The organism is Ornithinimicrobium pratense (genome assembly GCF_008843165.1).
Taxonomy (GTDB): domain Bacteria; phylum Actinomycetota; class Actinomycetes; order Actinomycetales; family Dermatophilaceae; genus Ornithinicoccus; species Ornithinicoccus pratensis.
This window is the reverse complement of record NZ_CP044427.1, coordinates 2,907,811-2,921,190: the sequence shown is the minus strand read 5'-3', so window position 1 is coordinate 2,921,190 and position 13,380 is coordinate 2,907,811. Positions and strand designations below refer to the sequence as shown.

At 71.1% G+C, this 13,380-nt stretch carries 8 protein-coding genes and 2 pseudogenes; 4 read left to right on the top strand and 6 right to left on the bottom strand.

The features are described 5' to 3' along the window. Positions 1-534, top strand: a complete 534-nt coding sequence (locus FY030_RS13395) for a cysteine hydrolase family protein (RefSeq protein WP_158061983.1) — start codon at positions 1-3, stop codon at positions 532-534. Positions 535-636: 102 nt separating this feature from the next. Here the strand turns inward: FY030_RS13395 and FY030_RS13390 are convergent, their stop codons facing one another. The 4 genes and pseudogenes from FY030_RS13390 to FY030_RS13375 form a co-directional block, all read right to left on the bottom strand. Further along, positions 637-1,602, bottom strand: coding sequence for a glycine betaine ABC transporter substrate-binding protein (locus tag FY030_RS13390; RefSeq protein ID WP_158061982.1), 966 nt, complete (start codon positions 1,600-1,602; stop codon positions 637-639). 101 nt (positions 1,603-1,703) lie between these two features. Continuing rightward, positions 1,704-2,632, bottom strand: a pseudogene (locus tag FY030_RS13385) (ABC transporter permease). Beyond that, positions 2,632-3,936, bottom strand: a complete 1,305-nt coding sequence (locus FY030_RS13380; protein ID WP_158061980.1) for a quaternary amine ABC transporter ATP-binding protein — start codon at positions 3,934-3,936, stop codon at positions 2,632-2,634. The pseudogene FY030_RS13385 and the gene FY030_RS13380 overlap by 1 nt, the downstream one beginning before the upstream one ends. Before the next feature lie 290 nt (positions 3,937-4,226). Continuing rightward, entirely contained in the window at positions 4,227-4,631 is a 405-nt protein-coding gene (locus FY030_RS13375) for a pilus assembly protein CpaE (RefSeq protein ID WP_158061979.1), read from the bottom strand. 73 nt (positions 4,632-4,704) lie between these two features. Here FY030_RS13375 and FY030_RS13370 point away from each other — a divergent pair, with 73 nt between their 5' ends. Next, positions 4,705-7,320 (top strand): DEAD/DEAH box helicase, encoded by a 2,616-nt coding sequence (locus FY030_RS13370; RefSeq protein WP_158061978.1) that lies wholly within the window; start codon positions 4,705-4,707, stop codon positions 7,318-7,320. A 20-nt stretch (positions 7,321-7,340) separates the two neighbouring features. Here FY030_RS13370 and FY030_RS13365 read toward each other — a convergent pair whose 3' ends face one another. After that, complete coding sequence (locus tag FY030_RS13365) at positions 7,341-8,117, bottom strand: methylenetetrahydrofolate reductase (RefSeq protein WP_158061976.1); 777 nt, start codon at positions 8,115-8,117, stop codon at positions 7,341-7,343. Positions 8,118-8,227: 110 nt separating this feature from the next. Here FY030_RS13365 and FY030_RS13360 point away from each other — a divergent pair, with 110 nt between their 5' ends. Further along, complete coding sequence (locus FY030_RS13360; RefSeq protein ID WP_158061974.1) at positions 8,228-8,863, top strand: hypothetical protein; 636 nt, start codon at positions 8,228-8,230, stop codon at positions 8,861-8,863. Between the two features lie 88 nt (positions 8,864-8,951). Beyond that, entirely contained in the window at positions 8,952-9,650 is a 699-nt protein-coding gene (locus tag FY030_RS13355; RefSeq protein ID WP_158061972.1) for a hypothetical protein, read from the top strand. Here the strand turns inward: FY030_RS13355 and metH are convergent. Continuing rightward, positions 9,639-13,273, bottom strand: a pseudogene (metH, locus tag FY030_RS13350) (methionine synthase). The gene FY030_RS13355 and the pseudogene metH overlap by 12 nt on opposite strands. Between the last annotated feature and the right edge of the window lie 107 nt (positions 13,274-13,380).

The window sequence follows — 13,380 nt, the reverse complement described above, 5'->3', positions numbered from 1 at the left end:
ATGAGCCGGACCCCACCGCCCTGGCTGGTCGTCATCGACGCCCAGCGGATCTTCGCCGACCCGGCCTCGCAGTGGTGCGCTCCGCGGTTCACCGAGACGGTCGGGCCGATCCGCCGGCTGGTCGCCGAGCACGAGGGGCGCGTCGTCCAGACCCGCTGGGTGCCGCCGCACGCCAAACACGGCTCCTGGGTCCCCTACTTCGAGCGCTTCCCCTTCGCCGACCGCTCGCCCTTCGACCCGATCTTCGACGTCGTGGACGAGATCGCCGATCTGCGGCTGCCGCATACCGTCACCGAGCCCACCTTCGGCAAGTGGGGCGAGCACCTGCGCGACGTGGTCGGGCAGGACGCTCACCTGGTCCTGGCCGGCGTCTCGACCGACTGCTGCGTGCTGTCCACGGCGCTCGCCGCCGCGGATGCCGGCTGCTTCGTCGAGGTCGTCGCCGAGGCCTGCGCCGGCTCCACCGATGAGGCGCACGACCGGGCGCTCGCGGCGATGGAGCTCTACGCGCCCCAGATCGAGATCCGCCGCTGACCGGTATGCCGTCCGGCCCCGCCAGAGCCGGACCGGTGACAGAGCACGGACGCCCCCGCCGGCGGGCCGGCGGGGGCGTCGTGGTGGTGCGTGAGTTGCGGCTCAGCCTGCGGTGGGCAGCGCCGGCATGACGTCCGGGTACTGCTCGAGCCAGGCCTCGACCGCCTCGGCCTCGTTACCCTCGCCGTGCACGTTGACGACGAGGTCCTCCAGCGCGCCGTACTCCTCGTCCGAGAGCTGGATCTCGCCGATGAACTCCGCGGCCTCCGGGAACTGCTCAGCGAAGTCCGCCGAGCCCAGGAAGTGCAGCGTCTCAGGGTCACCCATGGCGCCCAGGGGGTCTTCCAGGTCCTTCAGGGGGAACTCGCTGTTGGCCCAGAACGGGCGCCACAGGGTGACGACGATGTCCTCCTCGGAGTTGACCGCGCTCTGCAGCTCGGCGAGCATCGCCGGCGTCGAGGAGGTCACCAGCTCATAGGAGTCCTCCAGCCCGTAGGCCGGCATCATCTCCTCGCCGGTGACCCGGGTCAGGCCGGCGCCGGGCTCGATGCCGAAGATCTGGCCGTCGAAGCGGTCCGCGTTGTCCGCCAGCTCCTCCAGGGAGTCGATGTCGACATACTCCGGGACCGCGATGGTCAGGACGGCGCCGTCGTAGTAGCCGCCCAGGTCCTCGATCCGGTCGCCGTACTCGTCCATGTAGTCGGCGTGGGTGACCTCGGGCCATGCGGAGGGGTACATGTCGACGTCACCGTTGGCCAGGGCGGCGTAGACGAGCGCAGCCTCGGTCAGAGTCTCCATCTCGACGGTGTAGCCCATCTGCCCCAGCTGGTTCTCCAGCAGGTAGGCCGTGCTCAGCCCGTCGGTCCAGGCCGGCAGGAAACCCATGGTGATGGTGCCCAGGTCCTCGCCGCCGCCGGCGGCGGCGTCGGTGTCGTCCGTGGTGTCGTCCGTGGTGTCGTCGCCGGTGCCGTCCACGGCTCCGGTGTCGTCGGCGGAGCCGTCGTCATCAGCGTTGCCGCAGGCGGTCAGGGCCAGCGAGGCCGCGGCTGCGATGGCCAGCAGGCGCATGCGGGGGGTCGGGTGCTCATCATCATGTTCTCTTCCTTGTCGTCGTTGGTCCGTGGTCAGGTGTCGTGTCCAGTTGGCAGTGCCCGCGGTCGTGACGCGGGTCACCGAGAGCTCTGCAGCGCTTCCTTGTCCGCGGCTGCCAGGCGGCGCCGACGGCCGGCGGCCAGGGCCAGCAGCGAGCCGGTGTAGCTGCGGCGGTTGCCCAGGGCGGCGGTGATGCGGTCCAGGTAGATCGCCAGGATCACCACGGACACGCCACCCTCGACGCCCAGGGGCGTGTTCAGCCGGGAGATCGACTCCACGATCACCTTGCCCAGCCCGTTGGCGCCGGCGATGCCGGCGATGACCGCCATGGACAGCGCCAGCATGATGACCTGGTTGATGCCGGCCATGATGGAGGGGGTCGCCAGCGGCAGCTGGATGCCCCGCAGGATCTGGCCGGGGGAGGCCCCGAAGGCGTGGCCGGCCTCGACGGTCTCCTGGTCGACCTGGCGGATGCCCAGCTCGGTCATCCGCACCCCCGGGGGAGGGCAAAGATGATGGTGGCGAAGATGCCCGGCACCAGGCCGATGGAGAAGAAGGTCACGGCCGGGATGAGGTAGACGAAGCCGGGCATCGTCTGCATGAAGTCCAGCACCGGGCGCACGACCGCGCTGACGGTGTCGTTGCGCGCCGCCAGCACCCCGATCGGGATGGCGATGAGCACGGCGAACACCGTCGCGACGGCCACCAGCGCCAGGGTCTGCATCGACTCGGTCCACATGCCCATCGACACGATGAGACTGAGGCCAAGGAGCGAGCCGAGCGCCAGCTTCCAGGAGCCCACCAACCAGGCGATCAGGGCGAAGATCAGCGCCATCACCAGCGGGGGCGGCATCAGGAGCAGGTCGATCAGACCGTTGATGAGCGAGCTCATCACATTACGGAAGAGGTCCAGCAGGACCGAGAGGTTGTCGTCGATCCAGTCGAAGCCGGTGTCCGCCCACTGGCCGACCGGGACCCGGGGGAGCAGGTTGTCGTCGGCGGCCATTAGACAGGCACCTCCTGGTGGGCGGTCGGCTCGTGCCCGTCTGGCTCTGACCTGCCCGAGCCGTGCCCAGTGGGCTCGTGCCCGGTCGGCGCCGAGGCGCTCGCGGGCGTCGAGCCTCGGGTGGACTCCCGTCGGGTGCCTAGCGCCGAGAGCAGCGTCACCTGGTGGATGACGCCGGCCAGCCTGCCGTCGCGGTCCAGGACCATCAGTGGTTCGCGCTGCTGGGCGGCGTCGGTGAGCAGCTCGCCCAGGGGGACGTTCTCGTCGACGGTCCGCAGCTGCGCGACCGGCACCAGTGGCAGCGTCTGGGCCTGCGAGGCCACCGCGGCGGCGACGTCCTCGGCGGAGACGACGCCGGCGGGCCTCCGGTCTCGGTGCACCACCATCAGGTGCTGCAGCTGGTGCTCGCGGATCAGCTTGTGGGCGGCGTGCGGGCCTTGGTCGGCCCCCAGCACGGCCACCGGGGGCTCCATCACGGCGCCCGCCGCCAGCACCTTGCTGCGGTCGACGTCCTGGACGAACTGGGCGACGTAGTTGGTGCTGGGGTCATTGAGGATCTGCTCGGCAGTGCCGATCTGGACGATCCGCCCGTCCCGCATCATCGCGATCCGGTCGCCCAGCCGCATCGCCTCGTTGAGGTCGTGGGTGATGAACAGGATGGTCTTGTCCAGCCGCTGCTGCAGGTCCACCAGCTGGTCCTGCATCTCCCGCCGGATCAGCGGGTCCAGGGCGCTGAACGCCTCGTCCATCAGCATGATGTCGGTCTCTGCGGCCAGCGCCCGGGCCAGGCCGACGCGCTGCTGCATACCGCCGGACAGCTCACCGGGTAGGTGGTCGCCCCACCCGCCCAGGCCCACCATCTGCAACGCGCGCTCGGCCTTCTCCTCCCGGTCGGCGCGGTTCATCCCCTGCACCTTCAGGGCGTAGGCGGCGTTCTGGCCGACGGTCTGGTGGGGCAGCAGCGCGAAGTGCTGGAAGACCATGTCGATCCGCTCCCGGCGCAGCCTGCGCAACGCCTCACCCTTGAGCGTCGAGAGCCGCTGACCGGCGATGACGACCTCACCGGAAGTGGCGGGGTGCAGGCCGTTCATCATCCGGATCAGGGTCGACTTGCCCGAGCCGGACAGGCCCATCACCACGAAGATCTCCCCGGCCTGCACCTCAAAGCTGGCGTCGATGACCGCAGGCGTCAGACCATCGGCCCGAAGCTCATCGCGGGTCACACCCCGCTGGAGGGCCTCGACCCCGCGGTGGGGTCGACGGCCGAAAATCTTGTACAGATGCTCAGCGGCAAGGATGGGCACACATATCCCTCGGTCGGTGGTCACGGGCCGTTCGGCGAAGCCCCACCGCGGGCCCAGTCGGCCGGTCGCGGCGGACCCGCCAAAGGGCGATTCTCAAGGGTGGGGCCACTGATCGACGTTAGGGCAATTTGGTGGCAGGAATCCACTCCGCAGAGAGATTGTGATCCCTTCGTAATCCGTCCGTGATCGACCTGTGATTTGGTGAGTGCGCCCGCGGCCCAGGTGCCGGGCAGGTGGCCAACGCCGCAGCGGTGTCGATCCGGGTCTGGGTCGGGACGGGGTCTGTCTGCTCAGGACCGATGGCGAAGCACCTCGAGGACCGCCAGCCCGTAGGCCTCCTCGGCGTCGCGGTGGGAGAAGGTCAGCGGCGCGCCGTCGACGAGCGCCACCACGGCATACCCCTCGGCCTCCATCCCCAGGCCGACGAAGTCGTGTCCGAGCACCGCCCGCAGCTGGTCCTCGCGCGGCAGCCACAGCGTCTCCTCCAGCGCCACCGAGTCCAGCGCCCACTCGGCGACACCGTTGAAGCCGATGACTGAGCCACCGACCAGGTGGTGGACGTCCACGGTCATGTCGGCGAGGTGGAAGACGTCCTGCTCCATCCCGGGGCGGTCCACCACGAAGCGGTCGCCGGGCATCGGGGACCACACCAGCCCCTCGTCGTGCAGCCGGCGGGCCAGGTCCACGCTGATCATCGACCCAGTGTGACGCAGCCCTGGCGCGGAGGCGCCCGGTGGCGGCGGCACGGCATACCAGACAATGGTGCCAATGCAGCCGGACCAGACCCTGACCGACGCCCTGCCGCCGGGCGCGGCCGCCGGCGACCCCGATGCGCTCTATGAGGTGTTCACCACCTGGGCGGCGCAGCAGGGCACCAGCCTCTACCCGCACCAGGACGAGGCCCTGCTGCACCTGCTCGCCGGCAGCAATGTGGTGCTGGCGACACCGACCGGCAGCGGCAAGTCGCTGGTGGCGACCGCCGCCTGCTTCCTGGCCCTGGCCCGCGACGAGGTTGCCTTCCTCACCGCCCCGATCAAGGCCCTGGTCAGCGAGAAGTTCTTCGACGCCTGCCGGATCTTCGGCGCCGAGAACGTCGGCATGCTCACCGGGGACGCCGCGGTCAACGCCGACGCCCCGATCGTGGTGTGCACCGCAGAGGTGTTGGCCAACATCGCCCTGCGCGAGGGGGACAAGGCCGACATCGGGGTCGTGGTGATGGACGAGTTCCACTACTACGGCGAGTCCGACCGCGGCTGGGCCTGGCAGGTGCCGCTGCTCACCCTGACGCAGGCGCAGTTCGTGCTGATGTCGGCCACGCTGGGCGAGACCGCCCGCTTCGAGGAGGACCTGGCCCGGCGGACCGGGAGGGAGACCGCGCTGGTGGCCGGCGCCGAGCGGCCGGTGCCGCTGCACTTCGGCGAGGAGATGGCGATGACGCCGCTCCCGGACACCATCCAGACCCTGCTGGAGGAGCGCCAGGCCCCGATCTACGTCGTGCACTTCACCCAGCGGGAGACGCTGGAGCGGGCCCAGTCGCTGCTTTCGCTGCCCCGGCTGGTCAGCGCCGAGGAGAAGGAGGCGATCCGCGAGCGGATCGGGGCCTTCAGATTCACCGCCGGCTTCGGGCGCACCCTGTCCCAGCTGGTGCGCGCCGGGATCGGGGTGCACCACGCGGGGATGCTGCCGCGCTACCGCCGCCTGGTCGAGCAGCTGGCCCAGGACGGGCTGCTGAAGGTCATCTGCGGCACAGACACCCTCGGGGTGGGGATCAACGTGCCCATCCGCACGGTGCTGTTCACCGGGCTGGCCAAGTACGACGGCTCGCGCTCCCGGGTGCTGCGCGCCCGCGAGTTCCACCAGATCGCGGGCCGGGCCGGGCGGGCGGGCTACGACACGGCTGGGTATGTCGTGGTCCAGGCGCCCGAGCACGCCGTCGAGAACGCCCGCAACCTGGCCAAGGCCGGCGACGACCCCAAGAAGCTGAAGAAGGTGCAGCGCAGGAAGCCCCCGGAGGGGTTCATCTCGTGGTCCGAGCAGACCTACGCCAAGCTCGTCGGTGCGGCCCCCGAGTCGCTGCAGTCCCGGATGAAGGTCGACCACTCCACGATCCTCAACGTCGTCGCCCGGCAGGGGGACCCCGTGACCAACCTGGCCCGGCTGCTGCGGGACAACCACGAGACGCCGGCGGCGCAGGCGCGGCTGCAGCGGCGGGCGATCGCGCTGGGCCGCTCGATGCTTGACACCGGGGTGCTGGTGCGCCGCCAGAGCCCTGGGCCCGACGGACGGACCCTCGACCTGGCCCCCGGCGTGGCGGACAACTTCGCGCTCAACCAGCCGTTGGCCCCCTTCGCCCTGGCCGCACTGGAGCTCTTCGACCGCGACTCGCCCTCCTATGCCCTCGACGTGCTCTCGGTGGTCGAGTCCGTGCTGGATGACCCGATGCCGATCCTCACCGCGCAGCGCTACAAGGCTCGCGGCGAGGCGGTGGCCCAGATGAAGGCCGACGGGATCGAGTACGACGAGCGGATGGCCCTGCTGGACGAGGTCACCTGGCCCCGCCCCCTGGCCGAGCTGCTGGAGGGCACGCTGGCGATGTACCGGCAGTCCCACCCCTGGGTCCGCGAGGACGCGCTGTCACCCAAGGCCATCGTCCGCGACATGTGGGAACGGGCGATGAGCTTCACCGAGTTCGTCGGCTACTACCAGCTGGCCCGGTCCGAGGGCGTGGTGCTGCGCTACCTCACCGACGCCTACCGCACCCTGCGGCAGACGGTGCCCGAGTCGGCCTACACCGAGGAGCTGCACGACCTCGTGCACTGGCTGGGGGAGACGATCCGGCAGACCGACTCCTCGCTGCTGGAGGAGTGGGAGGCGCTGACCGACCCGGAGCTGGTCGCCGCCGCCGCTGCACGCGAGGCCGCCGGTGCGCCGCCAGTGCCGGTGCGTCCGGTCACCGGCAACGAGCGGGCCTTCCGGGTCATGCTCCGCAAGGCGATGTGGCGGCGTGTGGAACTGGTCGCCCACGACGCCTGGGAGGCGTTGGGCGACCTTGAGGCCCAGGTCGCGGCCCTGCCCGAGCCGGCCGTGGAGCCGCTGATGACCCGGGAGGACTGGGACGGCGCCGTGGGGGGCTACTACGACGCGCACGACCAGGTGGTCCTGGATGCCGACGCCCGCGGGCCCCAGCACCTGCGGATGGAGCCGGTGCCCGCCGAGCAGGCCCAGATCGGCGACGGTCAGGGCGCCCGGGTCTGGCGGGTCGTGCAGACCGTGGCCGACCCTGAGGGCGACCTGGACTGGGTCATCGAGGCGGAGTGCGACCTGGACGCCAGCGACCTGGCCGGAGAGCCGGTCCTGCTGGCGACCGCCTTCCGCCGCCTCTGACAGGAGGTGTTCTGTCGGGGTCAGAGGACGCCGGCCAGGTAGTCCGTCACCGAGGTGCGGACCGGCATGAGGTAGATGTGCTGGTCGCGCTCGCGAGCGAAGTCGATGGCGCGACGGGCGAAGTCGCGCTGCCACTCGATCGTCGGCGCGAAGCTGGTCGGGAAGGCGACGAGGTTGCGCCGGCGCCAGTACCCCGCGGCGCCTTTCGTGGTCACCGTCGTGGCACCCCACCAGACCTCCACGCCGCGCGGCAAGATCCCCGCCCACGCGGCCATGAGGTGGGTGTCGAAGAACGGCTGGGTGAAGATCCCGGTTGCCCCGGCTGCCAGCTTGCGCTCCAGGTAGCGCATCTCCTGCGCAATGCCCGTCCGGTAGGGGTCCAGGCCCGCGTAGACCCTCAGCTGCGGCAGCTCGGCGCGGAACCTGCGGATGACGTCGACCGCGTCCACCGGATAGGTCTGGTGGGTGAAGTAGTCACCGTGGTCGCCGGAGACCACCAGCACCTCGTCCACACCCTGGTCGAGCAGGTCCTGGCCCATCGGCAGCGGCGCGTCCGGGTTGACGTCCGTGGCCCGGATGTGCGGGATACGGCGGTATGCCGTGCCGTCCGGGCGCCGCACGGCCTGCCCGGCGACCCGGGTCGCCTCCCAGCTGCGCAGCTCGAACTTGAGCAGGTCCGGGATGTTGATGGTGTCCACCCAGGGCAGGTGCGCACGAACCTGCGCCATCTCCGTGCGGACGGACTCCACGCTGCGGGGGACGAGCTCGACGGAGATGCGGGACTGGGTGCTGGTCATTGCAGGCCAGTCTGGCAAGGCGGTCCGGCCGGGGTCCGTGCAGGTTCGGACAGGTCGGGGCAGGTGCTCTCGGTAGGATCACTGGACACCGACGGAGGGAGACCCGGACCATGCGCCGTGCCGGGCCGCTGCTGACGACCAGTCTGGCTGCCCTCCTGGGCGCGGGGTGTGTCGGGGATGGCAACGGGGCGATCTCGGAGGAAGAGATCTCCGCAGTGGACGCGGCGCGGGAGACCACGGGGCCGGTCGACATCACCGCCGGCAAGGACTTCGGTTCCTCGGCCGTCCACGATGAGCGGGGCACCCTGCTGAAGCGCACCGGCCAATGGGCGGGTCTGCGCGACGACGAGGACCAGCTGACGGACGCCGTCTTCCGCATCACCCGGATCGATCCCGACCTGCGCTGCACCGCGGAGGACGCGGTGGAGCCGGTCAACGGCCGGTTCATCGGCCTCGAGGTCGAGGTGCAGACCAGCCCCCAGCTGGGGGAGACGGGCTCGCGAGCCACCTTCAACCTGCACCCGGAGCAGTTCATCGCGGTGTTGCCTGAGGGGGAGCCCCAGGGCCGGCTGCTGGGCGAGGGGCGCACCTGCCTCCCGCGCGAGGAGTACCTGCCCGACGCCGTCTCGGCCGGGCTGAGCGTCACCGGGATGATCGTGCTGGACGTGCCGGAGGGGACCCGGGCCGTGGTGCTGGAGGGTCAGCCCTTCCGCAGCGTGCACGGCTGGGAGTGGAGCCTGCCCTGACCGTCGGCGCTCGCCCCGTCCCAGCCTCTGCACCGCCGCGCCCCGCTGGCTTACGGTGGACGGAGCCGACACCGACGAAGGGGCTCTCGTGACGGGACGACTGAGGACGACACCGATCGCTGCGCTCGCGGCCGCGCTCCTGGTGGGGTGCACGGGACAGGAGGCCGCAGAGGTTCCCGCGGACCAGACCGCACCGTCCGGGACCCAGGAGCCGACACCTGACCGGTCTCCCGCCGAGACGGGGGAGGACACGGCCGACGAGACCGACCCCCCGGGGCCCGACGACGCGGAGGCAGACCGTGAGTGGGGGGCCCAGATCATGAGCCCGGGCCTGGAGGGCTACGTGAGCCAGAACGTCGGTGAGTGGACCGGGATCTACCTCGACAGCCAGCTCGTCGCGGCGTTCGTCATCGAGGAGATGGAGCTGCTGGGGGACTGCCCGAACGACCGTGCCGAGCCGGAGAACGGCTACTTCCTCGCACTGCAGATCGCGGCCGAGACCGGCGCGGACATGGAGGAACAGGGCCTGGCCCAGTTCCCCCTGACCGCCCAGGACTTCCAGGTCCGGCTGCGCGACGGGGGCCTGGTGGAGGGGCTGCTCGGCAACGCCGCCGACTGCCTCCCGGAGGACGAGCGCCTCCCGGAGGCGCTCGGGCCGGGGGAGGAGGCCAGCGGTGTCGTCGTGCTGGACGTGCCTCTGGACTTCGAGGCGGTCGTGCTGGAAGGCCGGCGCTACGCGTTGTCCGGTGCCTGGGAGTGGCCGAGGTCGCAGACCTCAACGCAGTAACGGCCCCAGCCAGCGCTCGGCCTCCGGCACCGTCCAGCCCTTGCGCCGGGCATAGTCCTCGACCTGGTCCTGACCGATCCGGCCCACCGCGAAGTAGCGCGCCTCCGGGTGGCCGATGATCAGCCCGGAGACCGCGCTGTTGGGCCACATCGCGCCGTGCTCGGTCAGCCGCAGGGCAGCCGACGCCTCCGCGTCCAGCAGCTGCCACAGGGTGAACTTCTCCGTGTGGTCCGGCTGCGCGGGGTATCCCGGCGCGGGCCGGATGCCGTCATAGCGTTCCTTGATCAGGTCCGCCATCGGCAGGTCCTCCTGCGGGGCGTAGCCCCACAGCCGTGTGCGCACCTCGCGGTGCGCCCACTCGGCGAAGGCCTCAGCCAGGCGGTCCGCCAACACCTGGACCATGATCGCGCCGTAGTCGTCGTGCTCGGCTCGCAGCCCGTCGGCCAGCTCCTCCGCGCCGTGAATCGAGACCGCGAACGCCCCGACGTGGTCGCGGGCCCGCCCCTGCTCGTCCGGCGCGGCCACGAAGTCGGCCAGCGCCGCATACCCGCCCTGGCGGCGCTCCCGCTGCTGCCGGAGGGTATGCAGCACGGTCGCCGTGCCCTCTACCTCCAGGACGATGTCGTCCCCTTCGCGCCGGGCGGGCCACAGCCCCACCACGCCCCGGGCCCGGAGCAGCTGCTCGTCCAAGATCCGCCCCAGCCAGCGCTGCCCGTCCTCCCAGGTCGCGCGTGCCTGCTCACCGACCTTCGGGTCCTCCAGGATCCGCGGGTAGGACCCGCGCAGCTCCCACGCGGAGAAGAACGGGGTCCAGTCCACAACCCCAACCAGCTCGCTTAGCGTGGGCTCCAGGACCTGCGTGCCCAGCAGCGCCGGAGATGTCGCCACCGGCTCGGCCACTGCGCGGCTGTCCTGGCGGGCCTGCTCCAGGGGCACCAGCTGCACCTCCTTGGCGCCGTGCCGCTTGCGCAGCTCGGCGTAGGTCCCGGTGACGCGGTCGCGCAGCTTCTCCTCGTGGTGGATGGCGTCGGAGACGACCCCGACGGCGCGAGAGGCGTCGACGACGTGCACCACCGTGCCCTCGTAGGCCGGGTCGATCTTGACCGCGGTGTGCGCGGCTGACGTGGTCGCGCCACCGATGAGCAACGGGGTGCGCAGCCCGCGCCGCTGCATCTCGCTGGCCAGGGTGACCATCTCGTCCAGGCTCGGGGTGATCAGCCCGGACACCCCGACGATGTCCGCGCCCAGCTGGTCGGCGGCCTCCAGCAGCTTCTCTGCCGGGACCATGACGCCTAGGTCGGTGACCTCATAACCGTTGCAACCCAGCACGACCCCGACGATGTTCTTGCCGATGTCATGGACGTCGCCCTTGACGGTGGCCAGGACGATCCGTCCCTTGGTCCGCCCTCCGGTGGCGGCGGCGTCGGCCTCCAGGTAGGGCGTCAGGTGGGCGACCGCCTTCTTCATCACCCGCGCCGACTTCACCACCTGGGGCAGGAACATCTTCCCGGCGCCGAAGAGGTCGCCGACCACGTCCATCCCGGCCATGAGAGGGCCCTCGATGACCTGTAGCGGGGAGCCCAGCTCCTGGTAGGCCTGCTCGGCGTCCTCGACGACATAGGCGTCGATGCCGTGGACCAGCGCGTGCCGCAGCCGCTCGGTGACCGGGGCCTCGCGCCAGGTGAGCTTGGCCGCAGCAGCGGCGGCCCCGGCGGCCGAGCCGCCGGAGGAGTCGCCGGCGGCCTTGATCCGCTCTGCCAGCTCGATCAGCCGCTCGGTCGCATCCTCTCGGCGGGCCAGGATGACGTCCTCGACGGCCTGCCGCAGCTCGGGCTCGATGTCCTCGTAGACGCCCAGCATGCCGGCGTTGACGATGCCCATGTCCAGCCCGGCACGGATCGCGTGCAGGAGGAAGACGGTGTGCATCGCCTCCCGCACGGTGTTGTTGCCGCGGAAGGAGAAGGAGACGTTGGAGATCCCGCCGGAGACCAGCGCGCCCGGCAGGTGCTCCTTGATCCACCGGGTGGCTTGGATGAAGTCCAGGGCGTAGCGGTCGTGCTCGCTCATCCCGGTCGCCACGGTCAGGACGTTGGGGTCGAAGATGACGTCGTGGGCGGGGAAGGGGTCAGGCAGCCGGGTCGAGGCCTCGGTCAGCAGGCGGAAAGCCCTCTCGCACACCGTGATCCGCCGCTCGTAGGTGTCGGCCTGGCCGGTCTCGTCGAAGGCCATGACGACCACAGCCGCGCCGTAACGGCGCACCACCGCCGCCCGGCGCAGGAACTCCTCCTCGCCGTCCTTGAGCGACAGCGAGTTCACCACGCCCTTGCCCTGCAGACAGCGCAGCCCGGCCTCGAGCACCTCCCACCGGGAGGAGTCGACCATCACCGGCACCCGGGCGACGTCCGGCTCGACCGCCAGCAGGTTGAGGAAGTGGGTCATCGTCGCCGGCCCGTCCAGCATCCCTTCGTCGACGTTGACGTCGACCAGCTGCGCCCCGGCCTCCACCTGCTGGCGCGCGATCGCCACGGCGGCGTCCCAGTCGCCCTCCAGCACGGCCCGGGAGAAGCGGGGGCTGCCGGTGATGTTGGTGCGTTCACCGATGTTGACGAAGTTGACGTCGGGGGTGAGGGTGAAGGCCTCCAGCCCCGAGGTACGCAGATATGGGGTGGGCTCCACGGGGACACGCGGGGCCACCGTCTCCACGGCCTCGGCGATGGCCCGGATGTGCTCGGGGGTGGTGCCGCAGCAGCCGCCGACAATGTTGAGCAGCCCTTCCCGGGCCATCTCACTCAGGACCTGCGCCATCTCCTCCGGTGTGTCGTCATACCCCCGAAGGCGTTGGGCAGCCCTGCGTTGGGATGCACCGAGGTGAGCGTGCCGGCGGTCGCGGCTGCCCCGAGCTCGCGCAGGTGCGGGCGCATGGCCTCGGCGCCCAGTGCGCAGTTCAGCCCCACCGAGAGCAGGGGGGCGTGCTCGGTGGAGACGGCGAAGGCCTCAGGCGTCTGTCCCGACAGGGTCCGCCCGGAGGCGTCGGTGATGGTGCCGGAGAGCAGCACCGGGACCGGAGTCGCGCCGGTGCCGGCCCGCCGCTGCTGCACGTCGGCGATCGCGTGCAGGGCCGCCTTGGCGTTGAGCGTGTCGAAGACCGTCTCGACCAGGAGCAGGTCGGCGCCGCCCTCCAGCAGGGCCTCGGTCTGCTCGGCGTACGCCTCCCGCAGCTGCTCGTAGGTGACGGTCCGCAGCTCCGGGCGCTCGACGTCGGGGGAGAGGGAGGCGGTGCGGTTGGTCGGGCCCAGCGATCCGGCCACCCAGCGCGGGCGGCCGGTGGCGGCGGCGACCTCGTCGGCCACCTGCCGCGCGACCCGGGCTGCGGCCAGGTTCATCTCCCGCACCAGCGCCTCGGTGCCGTAGTCGGCCTGGGCGATCGAGGTGGCCGAGAAGGAGTTGGTGGTGAGGATGTCGGCGCCGGCCTCCAGGTAGGCCCGATGCACCCCCGCGATGACCTCGGGCCGGGTCAGCCCGAGCAGGTCGAAGTTGCCCCGCAGCGCGGTGCCCCGGTGCGCCTCCCACTGCGGCCCCTCGCCGTGGAAGTCTTCCTCGGTCAGCCCCTCCTGCTGCAGCATTGACCCGTACCCGCCGTCCAGGACGAGGATCCTTCGGTGTGCTGCGGCACGCAGCGCATGCTCCGAGGAAGATGCTTCGGCAGGGGCGGTCACAGGCGGCACCCGTC